This is a genomic window from Kosakonia sp. SMBL-WEM22 (assembly GCF_014490785.1).
Taxonomy (GTDB): domain Bacteria; phylum Pseudomonadota; class Gammaproteobacteria; order Enterobacterales; family Enterobacteriaceae; genus Kosakonia.
The window spans coordinates 2,520,144-2,545,042 of sequence record NZ_CP051488.1 but is presented as its reverse complement, the minus strand read 5'-3'; the positions used below and the strand labels follow the sequence as shown (position 1 = coordinate 2,545,042).

At 56.1% G+C, this 24,899-nt stretch carries 20 protein-coding genes; 13 read left to right on the top strand and 7 right to left on the bottom strand.

Features of this window, described 5'->3' with window-relative positions:
* Positions 1-18 precede the first annotated feature (18 nt).
* Positions 19-1,023 carry an L-Ala-D/L-Glu epimerase gene (gene ycjG / locus HF650_RS12025; protein WP_187798886.1) on the top strand — a complete coding sequence of 335 codons (1,005 nt, stop codon included), beginning with the start codon at positions 19-21 and terminating at the stop codon, positions 1,021-1,023.
* On the opposite strand, the gene mpaA is transcribed toward ycjG, so the two are convergent.
* Positions 975-1,688, bottom strand: coding sequence for a murein tripeptide amidase MpaA (gene mpaA / locus HF650_RS12020; RefSeq protein WP_187798885.1), 714 nt, complete (start codon positions 1,686-1,688; stop codon positions 975-977). The two genes, ycjG and mpaA, sit on opposite strands and share 49 nt — an antisense overlap.
* 156 nt (positions 1,689-1,844) lie before the next feature.
* On the opposite strand from mpaA, the gene HF650_RS12015 reads away from it, so the two are divergent.
* From HF650_RS12015 to dbpA, 6 genes are all read left to right on the top strand, one after another.
* Positions 1,845-3,461, top strand: coding sequence for a peptide ABC transporter substrate-binding protein (locus HF650_RS12015; protein ID WP_187798884.1), 1,617 nt, complete (start codon positions 1,845-1,847; stop codon positions 3,459-3,461).
* 414 nt (positions 3,462-3,875) lie between these two features.
* Complete coding sequence (locus tag HF650_RS12010; RefSeq protein WP_023478583.1) at positions 3,876-4,064, top strand: YdiH family protein; 189 nt, start codon at positions 3,876-3,878, stop codon at positions 4,062-4,064.
* Between the two features lie 427 nt (positions 4,065-4,491).
* Positions 4,492-5,676 carry a methyl-accepting chemotaxis protein gene (locus HF650_RS12005; RefSeq protein ID WP_187798883.1) on the top strand — a complete coding sequence of 395 codons (1,185 nt, stop codon included), beginning with the start codon at positions 4,492-4,494 and terminating at the stop codon, positions 5,674-5,676.
* 143 nt (positions 5,677-5,819) lie between these two features.
* Positions 5,820-6,803 (top strand): zinc transporter ZntB, encoded by a 984-nt coding sequence (gene zntB / locus HF650_RS12000; protein ID WP_187798882.1) that lies wholly within the window; start codon positions 5,820-5,822, stop codon positions 6,801-6,803.
* Between the two features lie 276 nt (positions 6,804-7,079).
* The gene (locus HF650_RS11995) at positions 7,080-7,229 is read left to right on the top strand and encodes a hypothetical protein (RefSeq protein WP_023478653.1); all 150 of its coding nucleotides are present in this window, start codon (positions 7,080-7,082) and stop codon (positions 7,227-7,229) included.
* Between the two features lie 62 nt (positions 7,230-7,291).
* On the top strand, positions 7,292-8,665 hold the full coding sequence (gene dbpA / locus HF650_RS11990) for an ATP-dependent RNA helicase DbpA (protein WP_187798881.1): 1,374 nt from the start codon (positions 7,292-7,294) through the stop codon (positions 8,663-8,665).
* A 51-nt stretch (positions 8,666-8,716) separates the two neighbouring features.
* On the opposite strand, the gene ttcA is transcribed toward dbpA, so the two are convergent.
* The 3 genes from ttcA to nifJ form a co-directional block, all read right to left on the bottom strand.
* A complete protein-coding gene (gene ttcA / locus HF650_RS11985) occupies positions 8,717-9,652 on the bottom strand; it encodes a tRNA 2-thiocytidine(32) synthetase TtcA (RefSeq protein WP_187798880.1) in 936 nt (311 codons plus the stop codon).
* A gap of 127 nt (positions 9,653-9,779) precedes the next feature.
* Positions 9,780-9,992: a KTSC domain-containing protein gene (locus tag HF650_RS11980; protein ID WP_187798879.1), complete on the bottom strand. Its 213-nt coding sequence runs from the start codon at positions 9,990-9,992 to the stop codon at positions 9,780-9,782.
* A 122-nt stretch (positions 9,993-10,114) separates the two neighbouring features.
* Entirely contained in the window at positions 10,115-13,639 is a 3,525-nt protein-coding gene (gene nifJ, locus HF650_RS11975) for a pyruvate:ferredoxin (flavodoxin) oxidoreductase (protein ID WP_187798878.1), read from the bottom strand.
* A gap of 285 nt (positions 13,640-13,924) precedes the next feature.
* On the opposite strand from nifJ, the gene HF650_RS11970 reads away from it, so the two are divergent.
* Entirely contained in the window at positions 13,925-14,191 is a 267-nt protein-coding gene (locus HF650_RS11970; protein WP_023478601.1) for a DUF333 domain-containing protein, read from the top strand.
* Here the strand turns inward: HF650_RS11970 and hslJ are convergent.
* Positions 14,185-14,607 carry a heat shock protein HslJ gene (hslJ, locus tag HF650_RS11965; RefSeq protein ID WP_187798877.1) on the bottom strand — a complete coding sequence of 141 codons (423 nt, stop codon included), beginning with the start codon at positions 14,605-14,607 and terminating at the stop codon, positions 14,185-14,187. The two genes, HF650_RS11970 and hslJ, sit on opposite strands and share 7 nt — an antisense overlap.
* Before the next feature lie 107 nt (positions 14,608-14,714).
* On the bottom strand, positions 14,715-15,704 hold the full coding sequence (locus tag HF650_RS11960) for a 2-hydroxyacid dehydrogenase (RefSeq protein ID WP_187798876.1): 990 nt from the start codon (positions 15,702-15,704) through the stop codon (positions 14,715-14,717).
* 286 nt (positions 15,705-15,990) lie between these two features.
* On the opposite strand from HF650_RS11960, the gene HF650_RS11955 reads away from it, so the two are divergent.
* The 4 genes from HF650_RS11955 to HF650_RS11940 all read left to right on the top strand — a co-directional run bounded on the left by HF650_RS11955 (position 15,991) and on the right by HF650_RS11940 (position 19,984).
* Positions 15,991-18,630: a YdbH family protein gene (locus HF650_RS11955; RefSeq protein ID WP_187798875.1), complete on the top strand. Its 2,640-nt coding sequence runs from the start codon at positions 15,991-15,993 to the stop codon at positions 18,628-18,630.
* A complete protein-coding gene (locus HF650_RS11950; RefSeq protein WP_187798874.1) occupies positions 18,627-18,818 on the top strand; it encodes a YnbE family lipoprotein in 192 nt (63 codons plus the stop codon). Before HF650_RS11955 ends, HF650_RS11950 begins: the two co-directional genes overlap by 4 nt.
* 7 nt (positions 18,819-18,825) lie before the next feature.
* The gene (locus tag HF650_RS11945; protein ID WP_187802671.1) at positions 18,826-19,158 is read left to right on the top strand and encodes a YdbL family protein; all 333 of its coding nucleotides are present in this window, start codon (positions 18,826-18,828) and stop codon (positions 19,156-19,158) included.
* 82 nt (positions 19,159-19,240) lie between these two features.
* A complete protein-coding gene (locus HF650_RS11940; RefSeq protein WP_187798873.1) occupies positions 19,241-19,984 on the top strand; it encodes a lipopolysaccharide kinase InaA family protein in 744 nt (247 codons plus the stop codon).
* Between the two features lie 36 nt (positions 19,985-20,020).
* On the opposite strand, the gene azoR is transcribed toward HF650_RS11940, so the two are convergent.
* Positions 20,021-20,626, bottom strand: coding sequence for an FMN-dependent NADH-azoreductase (gene azoR / locus HF650_RS11935; RefSeq protein ID WP_187798872.1), 606 nt, complete (start codon positions 20,624-20,626; stop codon positions 20,021-20,023).
* A 203-nt stretch (positions 20,627-20,829) separates the two neighbouring features.
* Between azoR and hrpA the strand changes: the two genes are divergently transcribed.
* Entirely contained in the window at positions 20,830-24,732 is a 3,903-nt protein-coding gene (hrpA, locus tag HF650_RS11930) for an ATP-dependent RNA helicase HrpA (RefSeq protein ID WP_187798871.1), read from the top strand.
* The last annotated feature ends 167 nt before the right edge of the window (positions 24,733-24,899 follow it).

Genomic DNA, 24,899 nt, shown 5'->3' with positions numbered 1-24,899 from the left:
TCCGTCAAAGGAGCATGTATGAGAAATGTGAACGTTTATGAGGAAACCTGGCCGCTGCATTCGCCGTTTGTCATTTCGCGCGGCGCGCGCAGCGAAGCGAAAGTTGTGGTGGTTGAAGTGGAAGAGGACGGGATCAAAGCGGTTGGCGAATGTACCCCCTACGCGCGCTATGGCGAGAGCGAGGCGTCGGTGATGGCGCAGATTATGACCATTGTGCCGCAGCTGCAAAACCGCCTCAGCCGCGAAGCATTGCAAACCCTGTTGCCGCCCGGAGCTGCACGCAATGCCGTCGATTGTGCCCTGTGGGATTTGGCGGCGCGCAAAGCGGGGCGTTCGCTGGCGCACTACACGGGTGTCACCCTGCCGGAAAGTGTTATCACCGCGCAAACGGTGGTGATTGGCACACCAGAACAGATGGCGGCCAGCGCGGCGGCCCTGAGCGAAACCGGTGCCCGGCTGCTGAAGATTAAACTGGATGATCATCTCATTAGCGAGCGTCTCGTTGCGATCCGCGCCGCCGCGCCAGAGGCAACGCTGATTGTCGATGCTAACGAATCGTGGCACAGCGAAGGCCTCGCCGCGCGATGCCAACTGCTGGCCGATTTAGGCGTGGCGATGCTCGAACAGCCACTGCCCGCTGGCGAAGATGCGGCGCTAATTAACTTTATCCACCCGTTACCGATCTGCGCCGACGAAAGTTGCCATACGCGTGAAAGCCTCGATGCACTGCAGGGACGTTATGAGATGGTCAACATCAAGCTGGATAAAACAGGAGGCCTGACCGAAGCGCTGGCGCTGGCCCATGAAGCTGCCGGGCGCGGCTTCGGATTGATGCTGGGCTGCATGATCTGCACCTCACGCGCCATTGCGGCGGCGCTGCCGCTGGTCAACGTTGTGCGCTTCGCCGATCTTGATGGCCCTACCTGGCTGGCAGTAGATGTCGAGCCGTCGCTGCGCTTCTCTACCGGCGAGCTTCACCTTCCGGCATCCCAGCACAGCAGCGACATCATTGCTGCCAGATAATCTTCACTGGCGGCGTCGGCAGAGACCGGCGGGAGTTCCATGGTGATACAGGGCAGGTTGATCTCCGCACACCAGCTGCCGAAAGATCCGGGCGTCTCATACCCGACGCTTTTGACTAACGGTAGCGAAAACGCCTGCGCCAGCCACTCGCCAAGCGCGCTTTCGCGCGCATCTTCTACGCAGGCTAGCGGATCGTGAAAAGTAACCACCCATGCCGGATGCAGGCGATGAATTAACTGACAGAGCGCGCGGGTTTCCGGCTCGGAACCCGGTGTGGCTCCCGTGTTCAGCACCACATCCCGCTCGGGCGCGGCGCTGTTCCAGCGATAAACGGTGTCGCCAGCCTTCCAGTTCGCTGCCGGGAAATTACGGTTGAGATCGACACCGTTAGCATTGGCGCGTAAACCGAGCTGACAGCCATCCGGGTTTACTGCCAAGACGACATGATGATGGCGTAGATCGCTCCTGAGCGCGCGCATGGCGCAGGAGAGGGCGACCATCGCGGCATTTTCGTCGCCGTGCGTCCCGGCAATAATTAGCCCACTTTCGCCCGTCGCCAGAGGGGCTGGAAACCAGAGAAGCGGGGCGCCGAGCAGTGACTCGCCATACTGCTGACGACTGTTGGCAAAGTTTCCTCGCAGAGAGCGCGGGCGTGTCGCTGGCATAGAGTTACCTGTTTTTGCGTTTCATCAATCAAGTGTTGGATATAAAGCGGTGCGACGCAAATCATTTTCCTGATGTATGAGTTTGCATTCCTTAGAGCTAAAACAAATAATTACCGCATCTTTTTTGCGGGATGTGGCACATCACAAGGGGCTTTCATGAGATACCAATTTTCAAAACTCTGCTGCGCGCTGGCGCTGTGCGGCTTATCTGTCAGCGTGTTTGCAGCGGATGTGCCGCCAGGAACCCCGCTTGCGGAAAAACAAGATGTGGTGCGCCACCTCAAAGATGAGCCGGCAACCCTCGATCCGGCAAAAGCGGTGGGCCTGCCGGAGATTCAGGTGATCCGCGACCTGTTTGAAGGCCTGGTCAATCAGAACGAGAAGGGTGAAATCATTCCCGGTGTGGCGCAAAGCTGGCAGAGCAGTGATAACCGCATTTGGACCTTTACGCTGCGTGATGATGCCCGCTGGTCTGACGGCACGCCGGTCACGGCGCAGGATTTCGTCTATAGCTGGCAGCGGCTGGTTAACCCACAAACCACGTCCCCGTTTGCTGGCTTCGCTGCCTTAGCGGGCATCAGCAATGCGAAAGCCATTACCGATGGCAAAATGGCGGTCGACAAACTGGGCGTCAGCGCGGTGGATGCCAAAACCCTGCGCGTACAGCTTGATAAGCCGCTGCCGTGGTTCCCGAATCTCGCAGCCAGTTTTGCGCTCTATCCGGTGCAGCAAAAGAATGTCGAGAGCGGCGCGGAGTGGACGCGTCCCGGCAATCTGGTGGGTAACGGCGCTTTTGTGCTGACCAACCGCGTAGTAAATGAAAAGCTGGAGCTGGTGCGCAATAAAAAATACTGGGACGATGGCAAAACGGTGATCAATAACGTGACCTTTGTGCCGATCAATCAGGAGTCTGCGGCTACCAAACGCTATCTGGCGAATGGTGTGGATATCACCGAATCTTTCCCGAAAAACCTCTACCAGAAGCTGCAAAAAGAGATCCCAGGCCAGGTCTATACGCCGCCGCAGTTGGGCACCTATTACTACGCTTTTAATACCCAGAAGGGGCCGACGGCAGATGCGCGCGTGCGCCTGGCATTGAGCTTAACCATCGATCGCCGGGTAATTGCCGATAAGGTGTTGGGCAGCGGCGAGAAACCGGCGTGGCGCTTTACTCCGGATGTCACCGCCGGGTTTACGCCGAAGCCATCGCCGTTTGAGCAGATGAGCCAGCCCGAGCTGAACGCACAGGCGAAAACCCTGCTGCAGGCGGCGGGTTACGGCCCGCAGCGACCACTGAAGCTGACGCTGCTCTACAACTCCTCTGAGAACCATCAAAAGATTGCCATCGCAGTGGCGTCGATGTGGAAAAAAAATCTCGGCGTGGAGGTGAAGCTGCAAAATCAGGAGTGGAAAACCTATATCGACAGCCGTAACAGCGGCAATTTCGATGTTATCCGCGCCTCCTGGGTGGGGGATTATAACGAGCCATCGACCTTTCTCTCTGTGTTGACCTCCAACAGCAGCAGCAACATTCCGCGTTTTAGCGACGCAGCCTATGACAAAGCGTTTAATCAGGCGACACAGGAAAACTCAGCGGAAGCCCGCAATGCGGATTACAACGAGGCAGAGCAGATCATCTCCAGCAAAGCGCCGATTGCGCCTATCTATCAGTACACCAATGCGCGCTTGATCAAACCGTGGCTGAAGGGCTATCCCATCACCAATCCGGAAGATGTGGCCTACAGCCGTACGTTATACATCATCAAACACTGATAAAAAAATCCCCCTTACCTCACGGGAGGTAAGGGGGGAAGTCATTGATTATTGAACGTTTCCTGTCTGAGCAGGGATGGCGAAAATTTTAGTTAAGGATTGTGGAGGCACAATGGAGGAAAAAAGGAGACGCAGCTGCAGATGAGCAAAGGGCAAAAAAAAGCCCGCTACAGAGAGCGGGCAAAAAATACTGGAAGCAATGTGAGCAATGTCGTACTGAATAGTTGAGTGGGTTACTCAACTATTCAGTAATGAGAAAGATAATCTTTATCATTTGAACATGCAACTCCTTTTTACATTTTTCCTGCAGACCGCGTATCGCGGACGTTTACGGCAGAATTATCCGGTTTTGGTCAAAAAAGAGGCAACCATTTGTGCTATAGTGCTGATGTTTTAACCAACCAAGAGGATGTTATGTCGAACCCACTCAACCCTACCGAACTGGCCATCGAATATCTGCGTCGCGACAAAAGCGCGCTCACCCCGGCTGAATACCTGAAGAGACTGAACCTGTTGAAACTGGAGTTTGAAGATCTGCTTACGCTCTCTCATAGCGAGCTGAAAGAGGAGATCGACTTTGCCTGGCGGCTTGGCATCCACTGATTGTCGCACCACGTTTAAAAACGAAAGAGGCGTTATGCTTGCCTGGAAACAAGCAGCAGCGCCTGTTTAATTTCGACAAATAATAAAATTCCATGCGGATTGAACATATTATTATCGGCATAAAAAGAGAAATCTTTAATTATTTAAATAAGCTTTATTCGGGCTAAATAAAAAATTTAGCGCAGGCGAAATGTCTGTGTAATTAACCTTCTTTTATATGATATATTGCCACTGCGAGGATCTGCTTTTACGTAATTTGTGGTTCTTTATGCTGGGTGAATGCCTCGATAAAGTTTAATTTATATTACTTAAGTGAAATCTAAGGTATTTTAAGGCAAACCTGTCATCGCGCCAAATTAGCCGTGTCAAAGCTGATAGCGAGTGTTATAACGAGGCTACCGCTCTCCGGTGTTCTGCGAGTCTCATTATGTTAAGAAATCTTAGTGTTCGTACCTTTATATTTTTTTACCTGCTGGTCTCTTTTGTTATCGTTGATGCGATAGTGATCGTGCTCTCGAAAAATATTCCTCTGTTTGCTGCGGTAAGTATTGTGTCGATTATTTCGCTGATATTTATATGGATATATTTAACGCAGTATCTGGTGACGCCAATTAATACTGTGAAAAGAAGTATTGAGGCGGTAACGGCAGGCAATCTGTCGATTGTTATTCCAGAGTTTGGGAATAACTGCGCCGGTCGATTAATTCCTGGTATCAATAGCTTATCCGCCAGTATTGCCGTGCTGGTGAAAGAGATACGCCTCTCTTCCGATAACGCGCTCGGTCTTTCCGCCCAATTAGCCTCGCGCAGTGCCGATCTTTCAGTGAAAACGGAAGAGCAATCCGCCGCGCTGGTGCAGACTGCTTCCAGCATGGAAGAGATGGCCTCCAGCACTAAAAACAATGCTGATAACACCCGGCTTGCCAGTACCCGCGCTAATGACGCCTCTTCCTGCGCTGAACGTGGCGGGCAGTTGATGAGCCAGGTGGCGAAAAATATGCAATCGATAACCGATTGCGCGGAGCAGATGCGGGAAATTATCTCCATTATTGATGGCATCGCCTTCCAGACCAATATTCTGGCACTTAATGCCGCGGTGGAAGCGGCGCGCGCCGGCGATCACGGCAAAGGCTTCTCGGTGGTTGCTGGTGAAGTGCGCAGCCTCGCGCACCGCAGCGCCGAGGCGGCGAAAAACATCAAATCACTGATAGCGGTGACGACCGATAACGTTACTCAGGGCGCGACGGTGGTGAACGAGGCCGGGCAGAACATGCAGGAGATTGTCTCCGGTGCCAGTATTGTCAGTAAGCTAATGGATGAGATCGCCGTCTCCACGTTGCAACAGGAGAAGGGAATTGCGCAAATCACCCTTGCACTGGCCGAGCTGGAGCAGGTTACGCAAAGCAACGTGTCGGTGGTCGATGAACTGGCCGGCTCGTCGGATCTGCTCAAACATCGTGTTGAAGAGTTGCAGCAGCGCACCAGTAAATTCAGTCTGGTTGATGAGAAGCCAGCGCCTGTGCGTCAGCGTGATGTGCAGCCAGAGAAACAGCGTGTGCCGCTTTCGACGGCGGTCAGCGCTGGACAGGAGAATTACTGGCACTCGTTTTAATAGCCTCAGGTGAATAAAAAGCCCGCAATGCGGGCTTTTTTTATGGCAATCCGTCGTAATTTGTTAGCAAATTCAGCGTCATGATTGCTTAACCCTGGCGCATGACTAGACTGTCATCACTAACTGATGATTGTGGAGGCGCAGTGGAAGCTATCAAAGGAGCGGATCTGCAGGTGCCGGACGCGGTTTACGCGTGGCAGCTTGACGGCAAAGGCGGCGTCAAACCGCTGGCAGCGGATGATGAGATCACCGCCCGAACACCGTGCTGGGTGCACCTGAATTACACCAACCAGGAGAGCGCGCAGTGGCTGGAAACGACGCCCGTCTTACCGAACAGCGTGCGTAACGCGCTGGCGGGCGAGAGTTTGCGCCCCAGAGTAAGCCGCATGGGTGAAGGGACGCTGATCACGCTGCGCTGCATTAATGGCAGCACCGATGAACGTCCCGATCAGCTGGTCGCTGTGCGCGTTTATATGGACGAGCGGATGATCGTCTCAACACGCCAGCGAAAGGTGCTGGCACTGGATGATGTCGTCAGCGAGCTGGAGGAGGGCAGCGGGCCAACGGACTGCGGCGGCTGGCTGGTGGATGTCTGCGATTCCCTCACCGATCACGCCAGCGAGTTTATCGAATCACTCCATGACCGAATTATCGATCTCGAGGATGACCTGCTCGACCAGCAGGTTCCACCGCGCGGCATTCTGGCGCTGCTGCGCAAGCAGTTAATTGTGATGCGTCGCTATATGGCACCGCAGCGCGATGTCTTTGCGCGGCTGGCCAGCGAACGTTTGCCGTGGATGAGCGACGATCAACGCCGCCGCATGCAGGATATCGCCGATCGCCTCGGGCGCGGGCTGGATGAGATTGATGCCTGCATTGCACGTACCGCCGTGATGACCGACGAGATCACTCAGGTGATGCAGGAGTCACTGGCCCGACGCTCCTATACCATGTCGCTGATGGCGATGGTTTTTCTCCCCAGCACCTTTTTAACCGGCCTGTTTGGCGTCAACCTCGGCGGCATTCCCGGCGGCGGCTGGCACTTAGGTTTTGCCATCTTCTGCGCCGCGTTAGCGCTACTGATAGGCGGTGTTACCTGGTGGCTGCATCGCAGTAAATGGCTGTAAAATTTAACTTTTTTAACATTAATTGAACATTAAAACGCCACTTAAGTTGAGCGAGGTCAATAAACGCCGCGGCTATTCAGGGCAATATTCACCTCGCAGGTGAATGCAACGTCAAGCGATGGGCGTTGCGCTCCATATTGTCTTACTTCCTTTTTTTGAATTACTGCATAGCACAATTGATTCGTACGACGCCGACTTAATCAGTCGGCTTTTTTTTGCCTCTGCGCCATGAGCTTCTACCCTTAAAGTAACGACAATGTTGAAGTGGAGAACACCATGGCTACTCTGACGTTACGCAATGCACTCTATTCGCTGCCGCCCGATCCCGTGCCGAACGACCCGGTGCCGATCCCCGATCCGATTCCAAAACCGCAGCCGTTGCCGGACCCGCCGCCCGATGAAGAGCCGATTAAAATGTCGCGTTAAAGGGGCAGATCTGAGAGGATACGCGCCTGCTGAACCGAAGCCTTTTACCGCGAGACTCTATTTTGACCGCTTTTTCAACACTGAACATGCTGCCCGCCGCCCAGATTGATAATCTTAACGAACTGGGCTATCTCACCATGACGCCGGTGCAGGCTGCTGCGCTCCCCCTGATACTGGCCGGAAAAGATGTCCGCGTGCAGGCAAAAACCGGCAGCGGTAAAACAGCGGCATTTGGTCTTGGCGTATTGCAGCACATCGATAGCAGCCGTTTTCAGACCCAGTCGCTGATTTTATGCCCGACGCGCGAGCTGGCGGATCAGGTTGCCAGCGAATTGCGCCGCCTGGCGCGCTCCATGCCGAATACCAAAATTTTGACGCTCTGCGGCGGTCAGCCTTTTGGCGCGCAGCGCGATTCCTTGCAGCATGCGCCACATATCATCGTCGCCACGCCGGGCCGCCTGCTCGATCATCTGCAAAAAAGCACGGTCTCGCTGGAGAGCCTGCAAACGCTGGTGATGGACGAAGCCGATCGCATGCTCGATATGGGCTTTAGCGACGCTATTGATGAGGTGATCCGCTTCGCTCCGGCCCAGCGTCAGACCTTACTCTTTTCCGCCACCTGGCCGGAGGCCATCGCTGCTATCAGCGGTCGCGTACAGCGCAACCCGGAAACGGTGGAGATCGATACCGTTGACGATCTGCCGGCTATTGAGCAGCAATTTTTTGAAGTCTCCCGTCACGGCAAAATCCCGCTGTTGCAAAAACTGTTGAGCGTTCACCGCCCGGCCTCCTGCGTGGTCTTCTGTAACACAAAAAAAGATTGCCAGGAAGTGTGTGATGCGCTGAACGCCGCAGGCCAGGACGCGCTGGCGCTGCATGGCGATCTGGAGCAGCGCGACCGCGACCAGACGCTGGTGCGTTTTGCTAACGGCAGCGCCCGTGTACTGGTGGCGACCGATGTCGCCGCGCGCGGTCTGGATATCAAATCCCTCGAGCTGGTCGTTAATTACGAGCTGGCCTGGGACCCGGAGGTGCACGTTCACCGTATCGGGCGCACCGCGCGCGCCGGGAATCAGGGGCTGGCAATCAGCCTTTGCGCACCGGAAGAGGCGCAGCGGGCGAATATTCTCTCTGAAATGCTGCACCTGAAGCTGAACTGGCTCTCTGCGCCAGCCAATGTCACCATTGCGCCGTTAGCGGCAGAGATGACCACGCTTTGCATCGACGGTGGTAAGAAAGCAAAAATGCGTCCGGGCGATGTGCTGGGGGCGTTAACGGGCGAGATGGGGCTGGACGGAGCCGATATCGGCAAGATCACCGTCCATCCGGCGCATGTCTATGTCGCGGTGCGACAGAGCGTGGCGCGCCAGGCGTGGAAGCAGCTGCAAAACGGCAAAATCAAAGGCAAAGCCTGCCGCGTGCGCTTGTTGAAATAACGCCAGCACCATTAAAAAAGCCTCTCAGTAAGTGACCTGAGAGGCTTTTTTTTACTTCACTTCAATCACATTTAGCCGTAGCTCATCGAGCTGGGCATCATCCTCTTCCGGCTGCCAGCCAACCGGCTGCATCGGGATCGCTTCGCGATCGAATGCCAGGTCGCCGCCGTTGACCACTTCCGCACCGTGTTTGATGCCTTTGAAATCGAACAGGTTGATATCGCTCAGGTGTGATGGCACCACATTCTGCATCGCGCTGAACATAGTTTCGATACGGCCCGGGTAGCGTTTATCCCAGTCGCGCAGCATATCGGCAATCACCTGGCGCTGCAGGTTCGGCTGCGAACCGCAGAGGTTGCACGGAATAATCGGGAAACCTTTGGCTTCGGAGAAGCGCTCAATATCTTTCTCGCGGCAGTAGGCCAGCGGGCGAATAACAATATGCTTGCCATCGTCACTCATCAACTTCGGCGGCATGCCTTTCATCTTGCCGCCGTAGAACATATTGAGGAACAGCGTTTGCAGAATGTCGTCGCGGTGGTGGCCGAGGGCAATTTTCGTTGCGCCCAATTCAGTCGCGGTGCGATAAAGAATGCCACGGCGCAGACGTGAGCAGAGCGAGCAGGTGGTTTTGCCTTCCGGGATCTTCTCTTTGACGATGCCGTAAGTGTTCTCTTCGACGATTTTGTACTCGACTCCCTGCGCTTCAAGGTAAGCAGGCAGAATATGCTCCGGGAAACCAGGCTGTTTCTGATCGAGGTTAACCGCAATAAGCGAGAAGTTGACCGGCGCGCTCTGCTGCAAGTTGCGCAAGATCTCCAGCATGGTGTAGCTATCTTTGCCGCCGGAGAGGCAAACCATAATCCGATCACCTTCTTCAATCATGTTGAAGTCGGCAATCGCTTCGCCAACGTTGCGGCGCAGACGCTTCTGCAACTTGTTGAGGTTGTACTGTTCTTTTTTGCTAATTTCTTGATTTTGCGACATGAAAAAGGCTCAATTCGGTTTTTTTGCGCCAGCGGTACGCAGACCACGGGCAGAGATACGCGATTAGGGCGGGATTGTACCAATGATTTACGCCTGTGGCAGGTATTTATCACCTGGCAAGGGCGGCTCAGGCGATGCGTTTTTCCCTATATTTGCCTTTCACCACGCCATCATAAAAGCGGCCCTTCGACACGACGGTTAGAAAAACGGTAAAAATGCGCTCCGGCACATCCTGATATTGATAGGTGCGCTTATCGTGAAAGCGGATCTCCAGCGTGCGGCTTTGCGGGTCATACCCCACAGAGGCAATTCGTGATGATGTAACTGGGTGATGACGCATGAAGGTGTCCTTGCCGCCGGGTTGAGTGGTGATTATTAGCCAGCTTGCCGCCCGTTGTCATGCAAAACAGTGACATAAAAAAGCCGCCGGGCGTTAACCGGCGGCCATTATTGCCTTAAGCGTTATTCAGCCGCGCTTTTTTCCGCTTTCCCGGCCAGTTGTGCGAGGAAGTTGTAGCGTTTTTGCAGATCCGCCGCTGCATCTTTCCACAACTGCTCAGCTACCTCCGGCTGCTGCGCATTCAGGCGTTTAAAGCGCTGCTCATTAAGCAACGTTTCTGCCAGCGCATCCGACGGTGGGCGGGAGTCGAGCGCCAGCGGGATTTTGCCTTCCGCTTCGCGACGCGGATCGTAGCGATAGAGCGGCCAGAAGCCGGTCGCGGTCAGCTGGCGCATCTGATCGTGGCTCAGCGCCAGATCGTAGCCATGCTCTTCGCAGGGGCTGTAGGCGATAATCAGCGACGGGCCGGGATAGGCTTCCGCTTCCTGAATCGCTTTCACCGTCTGGTTAAGCTGCGCGCCGAGGGAGATCTGCGCAACGTAGACATGTCCATACATCATCATGCTGACGCCGAGATCTTTGCGCGCTTTGCGCTTCCCGTGCTCGCCAAACTTGGTGACCGCCCCAAGAGGCGTCGCCTTCGAGGCCTGCCCGCCGGTGTTGGAGTAACACTGGGTATCGAGCACCAGAATATTGACGTTCTCGGTCAGGCTCATCACATGATCCAGGCCGCCAAAGCCGATATCGTAGGCCCAGCCATCGCCGCCAATCAGCCATATCGACTTCTCGATCAGCGCATCGGCATCGGTGAGCAACTGTTGCGCGCCTTCCACATCAGCCAGCTCGTTGCGCAGGGCTGCCACCTGCTCGCGGCGCACCTCCGGCGCCGCATCGGCACGCAGGGCTGTAAGCAGGTCAGCTGGTAGGGCGTCAGCAAACTCTTCCACCAGGCGCATAACGCGCTGGCGATGCTGGTCGACGCTCAGGCGGAAGCCAAGCCCGAACTCGGCGTTATCTTCAAACAGCGAGTTGGCCCACGCCGGCCCGCGCCCGTTGGCATCGGTGGTGTAGGGGGTTGAGGGCAGGTTGCCGCCATAGATTGAGGAGCAACCGGTGGCATTCGCGATCATCATGCGGTCGCCATAGAGCTGGGTCAGCAGCTTGATATAGGGCGTTTCGCCACAGCCGGAGCAGGCGCCCGAATACTCAAATAGCGGCGATATAAGCTGCGAGGTACGAATATCAATGCGCTCCAGCTGGCTGCGGTCAATCTCCGGCAGGTCGAGGAAGAAGTCATAATTCGCTTTCTCCTCTTCGACATGCTCAAGGCGCGACATCATATTGATCGCCTTGATCTCCGGGTTCTGGCGATCTTTCGCCGGGCAGACCTCAACGCAGAGGTTACAGCCGGTGCAATCTTCCGGCGCGACCTGCAAAACATATTTCTGACCGCGCATATCGCGCGCTTTCACATCCAGCGAATGCAGGCTTGATGGCGCGTCCTCCATCGACTGCGGCGGCACCACTTTGGCGCGTATCGCCGAGTGTGGGCAGGCAGCAACGCAGTGATTGCACTGCGTGCAAAGCTCCTCTTTCCAGATCGGGATCGCCTCGGCAATATTGCGCTTCTCCCAGCGCGTGGTGCCCACCGGCCAGGTGCCGTCCGGCGGCAGGGCCGAGACAGGCAGGGCATCGCCAAGCCCTGCCAGCATCGCTGCCGTCACGGTTTTCACAAAGTCCGGCGCGCTGTCTGAGACCACCGGCGGGCGATGGGCGCTTTGGCGGTCGACTTCTTTCAGCGGCACTTCGGCCAGAGAATCCCGCGCCATCGCCAGCGCCTGCCAGTTGCGCTCAACCAGCTCCTGGCCTTTACTGCTGTAGCTTTTGGCAATCGCCCCCTGCAGCGCTGTCAGCGCGCTGTCGCCCGGCAGAATGGCGGTGAGGTGGAAAAAGGCCATCTGCATCACGGTGTTGATGCGTGCGCCCAGCCCGCATTCGCGGGCAATTTTTGCCGCGTTAACCACATAAAAACGCGCGTTTTTCTGCCTGAGCACCGCCTGCACTTCCTGCGGCAGGCGCGACCACACTTCAGCAGGGCTGTAAGGCGTATTGAGCAGGAAAATACCGCCCGGCTTCAGGCGCTCAGCCATCTGGTATTTGTCGATAAATTGCAGCTGGTGACAGCCGACGAAATCGGCCTGCGAGACCAGGTAAGCCGAGTTGATCGGCCTTTCGCTGACGCGCAGATGCGAAACTGTCAGACCGCCCGCTTTTTTGGAGTCATAGACAAAGTAACCCTGCGCGTACCATGGCGTTGCGTTACCTATGATCTTGATATTGTTCTTGGTCGCCGAGACGCTGCCATCGCTGCCAAGGCCATAAAAGAGCGCCTCCAGTTTGGCGTGCGTCGGCAGAGTGTTTTCCGGCAGCGGCAGGGAGAGGTGAGTAACATCATCATAAATGCCGACCGTGAAGCGCGGCTTCGGTTTATCGGCGCGCAGCTCATTAAAGACGGCCAGGACACACTCCGGCCCGAACTCTTTCGACGACAACCCATAGCGGCCGCCAATCACGCGCGGCAAGGTTTCGCGCTCACCGCAATTAAAGGCTTCCGCCAGCGCGGTCATCACATCGAGATAGAGCGGTTCCGCCTGCGCGCCCGGCTCTTTGGTGCGATCCAGCACCGCCACGCTGCGCACACTTTGCGGCAACACCGCCAGCAGATGCGCGGCACTGAAGGGGCGATAGAGCCGCACTTTCAGCACGCCGACTCTCTCGCCGCGCGTCAGCAGCTCATCTATCACCTCTTCGCAGGTGCCAATCGCCGAGCCCATCAGCACGATCACCCGTTCCGCCTGCGGGTGGCCATAGTACTCAAAGGGTTTGTAGAGGCGACCGGTAGCGGCGGCAAAATCATCCATCGCCTGCTCAACATGGTCATATACGGCGTTGTACCACGGGTTTGTCGCTTCGCGGGACTGGAAATAGGTGTCCGGATTAGCCGATGTACCGCGGATCACCGGGTGTTCCGGATTAAGGGCGCGCGCGCGATGCTGGTCAATCTCCTGCTCAGGCATCAGGGTGCGCAGGGTGTCGTCCGACAGCGGCACGATCTTGTTAATCTCGTGCGAGGTGCGAAAACCATCAAAGAAGTGAATAAATGGCACGCGGCTCTTCAGCGTGGCGATCTGCGAGATAAGCGCAAAGTCCTGCGCTTCCTGCACGCTGCTGGCGCAGAGCAGTGCGCAGCCTGTCTGGCGCACAGCCATCACATCGGAGTGGTCGCCAAAAATCGACAATGCATGGGTAGCGACGGTTCGCGCCGCAACATGCAGCACAAAGGGCGTTAACTGCCCGGCCAGTTTATAGAGGGTCGGGATCATCAGCAGCAGACCCTGCGATGAGGTGAACGACGTTGAGAGCGCCCCGGTCTGCAAGGCGCCGTGAACAGCGGCAATGGCACCCGCTTCTGACTGCATCTCTACTACACGCGGCGTATCGCCCCAGATATTTTTCAGGCCGTTTCCTGCCCACGCATCCGCCTGTTCAGCCATTGTCGAACTGGGGGTTATGGGATAGATGGCAATAACCTCACTGGTGCGGTACGCAACGGACGCAACTGCGCCATTACCGTCAATTGTGATCATAAGGCACCCTTACATTACATTGCTCAAAAGAAGGGACGCGTTCTACGGCGACGAGTCCTGTAGTTGTGCTTTGATCTTAGCAAACGCCCCGCTGAACAATTTTCGCTTTTGTGTCCTGGCTCATAACGTGAATCAATGAATTGCGCGCTTGCTTTGCGCTTAAAGCAGGAAAAATCGCAAAAAAGTGTTTCACCGCGCCACAAACATGAGTTTCAGCCCTCGACGTATTGCGCCTGGCTGCCTATGATGCTTGGGTTTCGCTTTTTTGATGGGGGAGAGGAAGAGATGCGTTCAGCATTATGGATCGGGTGTGCCGCACTGTTATTGTCCGCATGCAGCAGTGAACCTGTGCAGCAAGCGACCGCCGCGCACGTTGCGCCAGGGTTAAAAGCGGCGATGTCTAACAGTGGGCAGGCCAACTGCGCAATGATCGGCGGCTCCATGTCCGTCGCGCGCCAGCTTGATGGGTCGATGACAGGGATGTGTGCACTGCCAAATGGCAAACGCTGCAGCGAGCAGTCGCTTGCCACTGGCAGTTGCGGAAGTTACTGAGCGTTTGCGGCGTGGGTATAGATCAGGGTCTGCGTCGCGGTAGTCAACGTTAGCTGATTACCGGTCAGATCAACCTGCGCGCCCTCGGCGAGCATTGCATTAATGGTGTGATCCAGTTCGTTACGCTGCGGATCCGGGCACATCATCATTGTCATCGCCAGATGTTTCACGGTTAACGCGCCATCAGAGAGTTTGCCCTGACCGGTGAAACCGTTACACATTTTGCCTGATACGCGCAGATCTTTATCAAAGCGAATCTCCGGTTTCGGCTCGTCCGGTGCAACACTTTTGCCATTAAATGTAGTCAATACAAAGCGCTGATTTTCCAGTTGTTCTGGTTTCAGCTGTACGGCGCGGGAACTGACGCAGCCAGCAAGGACTGCGCTCAACGCGACCAAAGCGATCAATTTTTTCATCTCTTCCTCTGGGTTCGTTCCATCAAAACGGTGGGAATTGTACCCGGTAGAACAGCCGTGTCACCGGGGTTACTCTTAAAACACTCCCCAACAACGGGGAGCGGGTCTTAGATCAGGGCATTCGGGCAACTTTCGCCCTCGTGCAACTGACGTAAATTTTCGAGCGTCGTTTCAGAAATACTGGTCAACGCTTCAGCGGTCAGGAAGGCCTGATGGCCGGTAAACAGGACGTTGTGGCAGGCGGAAAGCCGGCGGAATACGTCATCCTGAATCACATCATTGGATTTGTCTTCAAAGAAGAGATCGCGCTCGTTCTCATAAACATCCATCCCTAGCGCACCAATCTTCTGCGTCTTTAACGCCTCAATCGCCGCCTGAGAATCAACCAGCCCGCCGCGGCTAGTGTTAATGATCATCACGCCATTTTTCATCTGCTCAAATGCACTCTGGTTGAGCAGATGGAAATTCTCCGGCGTTAGCGGGCAGTGCAGCGAGATAATGTCCGACTGCGAAAAGAGCGTTTGCAGGTCGACATACTCGACGCCCATATCCAGCGCCGCAGCACTCGGGTAAGGGTCAAACGCCAGCAGGCGCATACCGAAACCTTTCAGAATACGCAGGGCGGCAACACCAATCTTGCCGGTGCCGATTACGCCCGCCGTTTTGCCGTACATGGTGAAACCGGTCAGCCCCTCAAGAGAGAAGTTGGCATCACGGGTGCGCTGATAAGCGCGGTGAATGCGGCGGTTCAGCGTCATCATCATGCCAATGGCATGTTCGGCCACGGCTTCCGGTGAGTAGGCCGGTACGCGCACCACGCTCAGCCCCAGCTCCTTCGCCGCATCAAGGTCGACGTTGTTAAAGCCAGCGCAACGCAGGGCAATAATCTTCACGCCGAGCTTTTTCAGCTCTTCCAGCACCGGGCGGCTGCCGTCGTCATTGACGAATATACAGATAGCTTCGCAGCCGTTAGCAGTTTTGGCGGTCTTTTCCGTTAACAAAAAGTCGAAAAATTCAAGATCGTAGCCATAGTGCTCGTTTACCTGCTGCAAATACTTTTTATCGTATTGCTTTGTGCTGTATATCGCGAGTTTCATAAGACTTTCTCCAATGATTTTCTGCCTCTATTATCACGTTTTAAAATTATTAAGTAAATGCTCAAATATTGTTGAGAAAAAGAGGCGCGGTGAATGCTTCCAGATTGAGTATATCTCTATCCCGCCTGGAGAGAGCAGCGGCGCAATGAGTTAGCGCTCGTGAGGGAGAAACGCAGCGGCCAGTCTATGATTAACGAGGCGTATGCGTTCATTAATGCGCCACGACGTGGCACAATAGCCGCCAGTTTCGCCTCAATTAGATGCAAAATCAGGATATTAGCCACCCATGAAGGGTAAATACAAGGCCGCCATCGCACTGGTACTACTGTTTATACTGCTACCGCTCACGCTGTTGCTGACACTGGCGCAGTGGGTGCCAACGCTGGTCGGCATCTGGTTGCCCGCCGGTACGCGCATCGCTATGAGCGACAGCCCGCGCCTCACGTTTCGCTCGCTGCACATTCCCGATTTACGTTACATCGCCGGTGAGTGCACCCTCGCCGAGTTGAAAAATGCCCGACTGACCCACCCCAGCCGCTGGCAGCTCCATATTGATGCCCTAGAGATCAATACCGCCTGCCTGAATAAACTCAGTAAAAATGAAGAGGAGAGTAGCGCGCCGCGCTCGTTGGCGCAGTGGCAGTCGCTGCTGCCTTACAGCTGGGTGACCATCGACCGCCTGACAGTCACACCGTGGAAAACGTGGCAGGGTAAACTCTCGCTGGCGCTAACGCCACAGCTTCAGACGCTCAATTATCAGGGCGACCGGGTCGAACTCAACGCCCGCATGCAAGGGCAGAAGTTGAACATCAATCGCCTGGCGCTGCGACTGTTTAACGATCAGCCGCCATTCACCCTTGGCGGCGACTTTACGCTGCCCAACGATCCGGCGGGCATCCCGGTAAACGGGCATATGGAGAGCACCTTAACCCTGCCGCAGCAGCCGCACATTCTCGATGTCGATCTCGACTGGCGTGACAATCAGGGGCAACTGATTGTGCTGGCGCGTGGCGAAGGGGATCCGCTGCTGGATCTGCCGTGGCAGATGAGTGAAGAGCGCTTCACCATCAGTGACGGGCGCTGGAGCTGGCCTTACCAGGGCTTTCCGTTAAGCGGACGCCTTGGCGTGAATATCGACAACTGGCAGGCTGGCCTTGAAAACGCGCGCATCAGCGGCCGAATAAATGTGTTAACCCAGGGCGATGCTGGCAAAGGGAACGCCGTGCTCAACTTTGGCCCCGGGCGTCTCAGCCCCGGCAACAGCGATCTACCGCTACAGCTGACTGGCGAGGCGAAGCAGGGTGATTTGATCTTCTATGCTGTACTGCCCGGTCATCTCAGCGGGAGCCTTGAAGACCCGCAGCTTGCCTTCAACCCTGGCGCGCTGCTGCGCTCGCGAGGGCGCATTATTGATTCTCTAAATATTGATGAGGTGCGCTGGCCGCTGGCGGGCGTCAGGCTGACGCAGCGTGGTATTGATGGGCGGTTGCAGGCCATTCTGCGCGCCCATGAGAATGCACTCGGCGATTTCACCCTGCATCTTGATGGCCGCGCGGAGGATTTCCTGCCGGATAACGGGCTATGGCGCTGGCGCTACTGGGGTGATGGTCATTTCACGCCGATGCACGCCCGCTGGGATGTTGCCGGGCGAGGAGAGTGGCGCGATAAGGCTATTACCTTAACGGAGCTCTCTACCGGTTTTGACCAGTTGCAGTATGGTGCCATGCAGATGAGCGCGCCGAGACTGGTGCTGGATAATCCGGTGCGCTGGTTGCGTGATGCGGCAAAGCCGCGCTTTACCGGTGCGCTGACGCTGGAGGCTGGCAAAACCACGTTTAGTAGCGGCAGCGTTTTACCTCCCTCGACTCTGCACTTCAGCGTTGACGGCACCGAGCCGACGCGCTTTCAGTTTAAAGGCGCACTTAATGCGAAAGCGATTGGTCCGGTGCAGGTAAACGGTCGCTGGGACGGCGAGCGCCTGCGCGGTCAGGCGTGGTGGCCAGAGCAATCTCTCACCGTGTTTCAGCCGCTTGTGCCGCCGGAGTGGAAAATGAATCTGCTCGACGGCTCGCTCTATGCGCAGGTCGCCTTTTCCGCCGCAGCCGACCAAGGTTTTGAAGCGGGCGGTCACGGCGTGCTGAAAAACGGCAGCGTCTGGACGCCGGATAACGAAATTCACGGCGTCGACTTTGTGCTGCCGTTCCGCTACCGCGATACCACCTGGCAATTAGGCACGCGTCATCCGGTTTCGCTGCGCATCGGCGAAGTGGTCAATCAGGTGACGGCAAAAAATATTACTGCGGATTTACAGGGCGCGTGGCCCTACAGCGAGCAGAATCCGCTGACGTTGAGCGATGTCAGCGTTGATGTACTTGGCGGCAAAGTGACGCTTCAACAGCTCCGTCTGCCGCAGCACGACGCGGCGCTGCTGCGCCTGAAGCATATTGAAGCGAGTGAAGTAATTAGCGCGGTAAATCCGAAGCAGTTTGCGCTCTCCGGCCCCGTTGACGGTGCGCTGCCGCTGTGGCTCGATAATCCGCGCTGGATCATCAAAGATGGCTGGCTGCATAACCCAGGGCCGATGACGCTGCGGCTTGATAAAAACACCGCCGATGCCATCGTCAACGATCATATGGCGGCGGGCGCGGCGATTAACTGGCTGCGCTATATGGAAATTTCACGCTCGTGGACGAAAATCGATGTCGATAATCTGGGGCAGTTAACGCTGCGCGCCAAACTCTCCGGCACCAGTTATGCCGAAGGGAAAAGTGGGCGTGTTAATCTCAACTACACCCATCAGGAAAATCTGTTCACGCTATGGCGCAGTCTGCGTTTTGCTGACAATTTACAGTCATGGCTTGAGCAACATGCGGCGCTGCCCGATACGCGCTGTAAACAGGGCACGTCGTGCGAGGAAAAGAGATGAGAACCGTGAAAATCGCGCCATGCCTGCTGGCGGTTGCGCTGCTGGCTGGCTGTACGCCGCGTATTGAAGTGGCGGCACCGAAAGAGCCGATCACCATCAATATGAATGTCAAAATTGAGCATGAGATCCATATCAAAGTTGATAAAGATGTGGAGAGCCTGCTTAAATCCCGTAGCGATCTCTTCTGAGGCGATGATGAAAAAACGATTGATAAGCGCGCTGCTCGCGCTAAGCCTGGTCAGCGGCATCGCTCAGGCGCTCACGCTGGATGAAGCCCGAAGCCAGGGCCGCGTCGGCGAAACGCTGAACGGCTATATTGCGCCGCTGCGTCAGGATAAAGAGACGCTGGCGCTGGTTGAACGCATCAATAAAGCGCGCACCGAGAGCTATCAACAGCTGGCGGATCGCAACAATATCCCGGTGGATGATGTCGCCAATATGGCCGGGCAGAAACTTGTTGCGCGGGCGAAGCCCGGAGAGTATGTACGCGGCATTAACGGTAAGTGGCTGCGTAAACCGCAACAATAGCCGATGAAACCTCTGAAACGCGCGGGCGATAACAGCGCTTTTCACTACCATCAAAGGGTGCTCTCACCTGGAGATGATGCCTATGTACGCTGATAAAAAACCGGCACCGCGGACGCCTCCCGCTCAGCAGACGCCGGAAGAGGCCGCACCTGCCAAAAAAAGCTCGGTTCTACGCCACGAACTGCAGAAAATCACCTCTCGCTTTAAACGCCAGCCAACCCAGGCAGAGGACGAAACTCAACCTGACGCCAGTGAACGCTACCGTAAGGCGGAAAACCTTATCGCCAGCGGATCTATTGGCAGCGTTTATCACTATGACAATGAATATGTGATGAAGGATTACAGCGGTATTATCGAGACCGAGCACAAAGGGCGATTGCACAGCGCGATGAACAATGCGGCAGCCTTTAATCGCCTGTATGGCGCAGGTAGTGCAAACGTCGTAATGAGAAAAACGACTAATCCACTGCAAAAGGCGGTTTCGGTAAAACTGAGGAAAATCAGCGGAGCGTCGCTGGCAGATATTCTGGCGAAGGGGGAGATCGGGCTTGCAGAGAAGGCGGTTGCCAGGTATGCAAAAGGCGATGTCGCTACGCAGCTTGCGAAAAAACTGGAACTCGCCGGCGTCGATCATAACGACATTAATCTCGGCAATATTCTCTACGATCCGCAAACAGACAGCTTCAACCTGATCGATTTCGATAGTTCACACATTAACCCGCCGGGCATGCCGCTCAACGAGTTTATGGTGGAGGAGCTGGTGCGCAAGATTAACTACTACTTCAGAACCTTTGTGCGCGAAGTCAACGCCCTGACACAGGTTTAATGCCTCTCTTTCGCAAAGAGAAGAGAGGCGTAACGCTTATGCGCCGACGATGCTGTCGATCGCCGCTTTCGCGTCATCCTGCGCTTTTGCCGCCACTTCCGGACCGTAGGCGATGCCTTCAGCGAAGACGAAGTTAACGTCAGTGATGCCGATAAAGCCAAGGAAGAGTTTCATAAACGGAGCAACCACGTCTGACGGGGTATCTTTATGAATACCGCCGCGGCTGGAGATAACCACCGCACGTTTGCCGGTGACCAGGCCTTCCGGGCCTTTCTCGGTGTAACGGAACGTCACGCCAGCACGTGCTACCAGGTCAAAGTAGTTTTTCAGCTGCGTCGGGATATTGAAGTTATACATCGGGGCGTTGATAACAATCACATCATGCGCCTGCAGTTCCGCAATCAGCTCGTCAGAGAGCGACAGCGCTTCCTGCTGACGCGGCGTCAGCGGGGCATCGCTCGGGCGCAGCGCGCCAACTAATTCGCCGTCCAGCACCGGAATCGGGTTTGCCGCCAGGTCACGTACGGTGATCTCATCATCAGCGTGCTTTTCGCGCCACTGTTCAACGAAGTAATCAGAGAGCTGCGAAGATTGTGAATACCCTGCCAGAATGCTGGATTTAAGAACTAATACTTTACCCATTGGGTTGTTTCCTTTGTTGTATTTACGCTGGGTTGCCCCCGTGAACTCGTCACACTCTATTCACAATCCGTAATCATGAATAGCGCAATATATCGAAGCCCATGTTCGAATTTCTTGAACAAGAAAAGGGATGTTGCGATGTGCTATTCTACGCACATTGCAAACTGATCCAGTTTCCCGGCAGTGCTCTGCCCGATAAATCTATGACTGAACAACAAAAATTGACTATAAATGACCTCTACGCGCAGCTCGATACGCTGATGTTGCGCGATAAACAGCGCTTCGCTCGCCGTCTGCAGGGCAGCAAGAAAGTTAAAAATCCTGAATCTCACCAGGCCTTGCTACAACAGATCGCCGAAGAAGCAGCACAAGCGGCGGCAAAAGTGGCGCAACGCGAAGCGTCTCGCCCGGTAATCGACTACCCGGAAAATCTGCCTGTCAGCCAGAAGAAGCAGGCGATCCTTGAAGCGGTGCGCGATAACCAGGTGGTGATTGTCGCGGGCGAAACCGGCTCAGGCAAAACCACGCAGCTGCCGAAAATCTGTATGGAGCTGGGGCGTGGCATCAAAGGGCTGATTGGCCATACCCAGCCGCGTCGTCTGGCGGCGCGTACCGTGGCGAACCGTATTGCTGAAGAACTGAAGACCGAGCCGGGCGGCTGCGTGGGTTACAAGGTACGTTTCAACGATCACGTTAGTGATAATACCCTCGTCAAACTGATGACGGACGGTATCCTGCTGGCAGAGATTCAGCAGGATCGGCTGCTGATGCAGTACGACACCATCATTATTGATGAGGCGCATGAGCGCAGCCTCAATATCGATTTTCTGCTCGGCTACCTGCGCGAGCTGCTGCCGCGCCGCCCGGATCTAAAGATCATCATCACCTCGGCGACCATCGATCCTGAGCGCTTCTCGCGCCACTTTAACAATGCGCCAATTATTGAAGTCTCTGGGCGCACCTATCCAGTAGAAGTGCGTTATCGCCCGATTGTTGAAGAGGCGGACGACACCGAGCGCGACCAGTTACAGGCAATTTTCGATGCCGTGGATGAGTTAGGTCGTGAAAGCGCTGGCGACATTCTGATCTTTATGAGCGGCGAGCGCGAAATCCGCGATACGGCGGATGCGTTGAATAAGCGCGACCTGCGCCACACGGAAATTTTGCCGCTCTATGCGCGCCTCTCCAACAGCGAGCAGAACCGCGTCTTCCAGCCGCACAGCGGGCGGCGCATTGTGCTGGCGACTAACGTGGCGGAAACCTCGCTCACCGTGCCGGGCATCAAATATGTGATCGATCCGGGCACCGCGCGCATCAGCCGCTACAGCTACCGCACCAAAGTGCAGCGTCTGCCGATTGAGCCGGTTTCGCAGGCCTCTGCAAACCAGCGTAAAGGGCGCTGTGGGCGTGTCTCAGAAGGGATCTGTATTCGTCTCTATTCGGAAGATGATTTCCTCTCGCGCCCGGAGTTTACCGACCCTGAAATCCTGCGTACCAACCTGGCCTCGGTCATTTTGCAGATGACCGCGCTGGGGCTGGGCGATATCGCCGCTTTCCCGTTTGTCGAAGCGCCGGATAAACGCAATATTCAGGATGGTGTGCGCCTGCTTGAAGAGCTGGGCGCCATTGCCACCGACGAGCAGCAGACCGCCTACAAACTGACGCCGCTCGGCCGCCAGCTGTCGCAGCTGCCTGTCGACCCGCGTCTGGCGCGCATGGTGCTGGAAGCGCAGAAACATGGCTGCGTGCGTGAAGCGATGATTATCACCTCGGCGCTGTCGATTCAGGATCCGCGCGAGCGGCCGCTGGATAAGAAACAGGCCTCGGATGAAAAACATCAGCGCTTTCACGACAAAGAGTCCGATTTCCTCGCCTTTGTGAACCTGTGGAACTACCTCGGCGAGCAGCAGAGAGCGCTCTCATCGAACCAGTTCCGCCGCCAGTGCCGCGTCGATTACCTTAACTACCTGCGGGTGCGCGAATGGCAGGATATCTACACCCAGCTGCGCCAGGTGGTGAAAGAGCTGGGTATTCCAGTGAACAGCGAACCGGCGGAGTACCGCGAAATTCATATCGCGCTGCTTACCGGGCTGCTGTCGCATATCGGTATGAAAGATGCCGATAAGCAGGAGTTTACCGGCGCGCGCAACGCCCGTTTCTCCATCTTCCCTGGTTCCGGTTTGTTTAAGAAGCCGCCGAAGTGGACGATGGTGGCCGAACTGGTAGAGACCAGTCGCCTGTGGGGGCGCATTGCCGCGCGCATCGATCCCGAGTGGGTTGAGCCGCTCGCGCAGCATCTGATTAAGCGCTCCTGGAGCGAGCCGCACTGGGAGCGCTCGCAGGGCGCGGTAATGGCGATGGAGAAGGTGACGCTCTACGGCCTGCCGATTGTCGCCGCGCGTAAAGTTAACTACAGCCAGATCGATCCGGCGCTCTGCCGCGAGCTCTTTATCCGCCATGCGCTGGTAGAGGGGGACTGGCAAACGCGTCACGCCTTCTTCCGTGACAACCTTAAGCTGCGCGCCGAAGTGGAGGAGCTGGAGCATAAATCCCGCCGCCGCGATATTCTGGTGGATGATGAGACGCTGTTTGAGTTTTACGATCAGCGCATCAGCCATGAGGTGATCTCCGCCCGCCACTTCGACAGCTGGTGGAAAAAGGTGAGCCGTGAGACGCCAGATCTGCTCAACTTTGAGAAGAGTATGCTGATCAAAGAGGGGGCGGAAAATGTCAGCAAGCTCGATTACCCGAACTTCTGGCACCAGGGCAACCTCAAGCTGCGCCTGACTTATCAGTTTGAGCCGGGCGCGGATGCCGACGGCGTGACGGTGCATATTCCGCTGCCGCTGCTCAACCAGGTGGAGGAGAGCGGTTTTGAGTGGCAGATCCCTGGCCTGCGCCGCGAGCTGGTGATTGCGCTGATCAAATCGTTGCCGAAACCGACGCGCCGCAACTTTGTTCCGGCACCAAACTATGCCGAAGCGTTTCTCGGCCGTGTGACGCCGCTGGAGATGCCGCTGCTCGACGCGCTGGAGCGCGAGCTGCGTCGCATGACTGGCGTCACTGTTGATCGCGATGACTGGCACTGGGATCAGGTGCCCGATCACCTGAAAATCACCTTTCGCGTGGTGGATGACAAGAATAAGAAGCTGCTTGAAGGCCGCTCCCTGAGCGAATTGAAAGAGAAGCTGAAGGGCAAAGTGCAGGAGACACTGTCGGCGGTGGCCGATGACGGCATTGAGCAGAGCGGGCTGCATATCTGGAGTTTTGGTCAGCTGCCGGAGAGCTACGAGCAGAAGCGCGGCAACTACAAAGTGAAGGCGTGGCCAGCGCTGGTTGATGAGCGCGACAGCGTGGCGATCAAGCTGTTTGATAACCCGCAGGAGCAGCAAAATGCGATGTGGGCCGGTATTCGCCGCCTGCTGCTGTTGAACATCCCGTCGCCGATTAAGTATCTGCACGAGAAGCTGCCGAACAAAGCCAAACTGGGACTCTACTTCAACCCTTACGGCAAAGTACTGGAGCTGATTGACGACTGCATCGCCTGCGGCATTGATAAACTGATTGATGAGGCGGGCGGCCTGGTGTGGACGGAGGAGGGCTTTGCCGCGCTGCATGAGAAAGTGCGCGCTGAGCTCAACGACACGGTGGTGGAGATCGCCAAACAGGTCGAGCAGATCCTGACGGCGGTGTTCAATATCAACAAACGTCTGAAAGGGCGCGTGGATATGACCATGGCGCTGGGGCTATCGGATATCAAAGCGCAGATGAGCGGGCTGGTCTATCGCGGCTTCGTCACCGGCAATGGCTTCCGCCGCCTCGGCGATACGCTGCGATACCTGCAGGCGATTGAAAAACGGCTGGAGAAGCTGGCAGTCGACCCGCACCGCGATCGCGCGCAAATGCTGAAAGTTGAGCAGGTGCAGCAGGCGTGGCAGCAGTGGCTCAACAAGCTGCCACCCGCGCGCCGCGACGATGAAGAGGTGAAGGCGGTTCGCTGGATGATCGAGGAGTTGCGCGTCAGCTTCTTCGCCCAGCAGCTCGGCACGCCGTACCCCATCTCCGACAAACGCATCCTGCAGGCGATGGAGCAGCACAGCGCGTAATGCCTTTGTAGGCCGGATAAGGCGCCAGCCGCCATCCGGCGGTTAACCGCAGGTTACCCGAACGGAATAACTTGCTATCCGCAGCGGATTGCCGGATGGCGCTACGCTTATCCGGCTTACGGTATCGAATTTATCCGCACGAGATGGGGTTGTAGGCCGGATAAGGC

Coding starts and splice junctions, on each gene's coding strand:
- HF650_RS11960 (WP_187798876.1), bottom strand. CDS start 15,704: ATGAAACTCGCGATATACAGCACAAAGCAATACGATAAAAAGTATTTG.
- nifJ (WP_187798878.1), bottom strand. CDS start 13,639: ATGATCACAATTGACGGTAATGGCGCAGTTGCGTCCGTTGCGTACCGC.
- HF650_RS11995 (WP_023478653.1), top strand. CDS start 7,080: ATGGCTACTCTGACGTTACGCAATGCACTCTATTCGCTGCCGCCCGAT.
- HF650_RS11945 (WP_187802671.1), top strand. CDS start 18,826: ATGAAAAAACGATTGATAAGCGCGCTGCTCGCGCTAAGCCTGGTCAGC.
- hrpA (WP_187798871.1), top strand. CDS start 20,830: ATGACTGAACAACAAAAATTGACTATAAATGACCTCTACGCGCAGCTC.
- HF650_RS11980 (WP_187798879.1), bottom strand. CDS start 9,992: ATGCGTCATCACCCAGTTACATCATCACGAATTGCCTCTGTGGGGTAT.
- HF650_RS12010 (WP_023478583.1), top strand. CDS start 3,876: ATGTCGAACCCACTCAACCCTACCGAACTGGCCATCGAATATCTGCGT.
- HF650_RS11970 (WP_023478601.1), top strand. CDS start 13,925: ATGCGTTCAGCATTATGGATCGGGTGTGCCGCACTGTTATTGTCCGCA.
- ycjG (WP_187798886.1), top strand. CDS start 19: ATGAGAAATGTGAACGTTTATGAGGAAACCTGGCCGCTGCATTCGCCG.
- HF650_RS12015 (WP_187798884.1), top strand. CDS start 1,845: ATGAGATACCAATTTTCAAAACTCTGCTGCGCGCTGGCGCTGTGCGGC.
- HF650_RS12005 (WP_187798883.1), top strand. CDS start 4,492: ATGTTAAGAAATCTTAGTGTTCGTACCTTTATATTTTTTTACCTGCTG.
- ttcA (WP_187798880.1), bottom strand. CDS start 9,652: ATGTCGCAAAATCAAGAAATTAGCAAAAAAGAACAGTACAACCTCAAC.
- azoR (WP_187798872.1), bottom strand. CDS start 20,626: ATGGGTAAAGTATTAGTTCTTAAATCCAGCATTCTGGCAGGGTATTCA.
- HF650_RS11955 (WP_187798875.1), top strand. CDS start 15,991: ATGAAGGGTAAATACAAGGCCGCCATCGCACTGGTACTACTGTTTATA.
- mpaA (WP_187798885.1), bottom strand. CDS start 1,688: ATGCCAGCGACACGCCCGCGCTCTCTGCGAGGAAACTTTGCCAACAGT.
- HF650_RS11940 (WP_187798873.1), top strand. CDS start 19,241: ATGTACGCTGATAAAAAACCGGCACCGCGGACGCCTCCCGCTCAGCAG.
- HF650_RS11950 (WP_187798874.1), top strand. CDS start 18,627: ATGAGAACCGTGAAAATCGCGCCATGCCTGCTGGCGGTTGCGCTGCTG.
- hslJ (WP_187798877.1), bottom strand. CDS start 14,607: ATGAAAAAATTGATCGCTTTGGTCGCGTTGAGCGCAGTCCTTGCTGGC.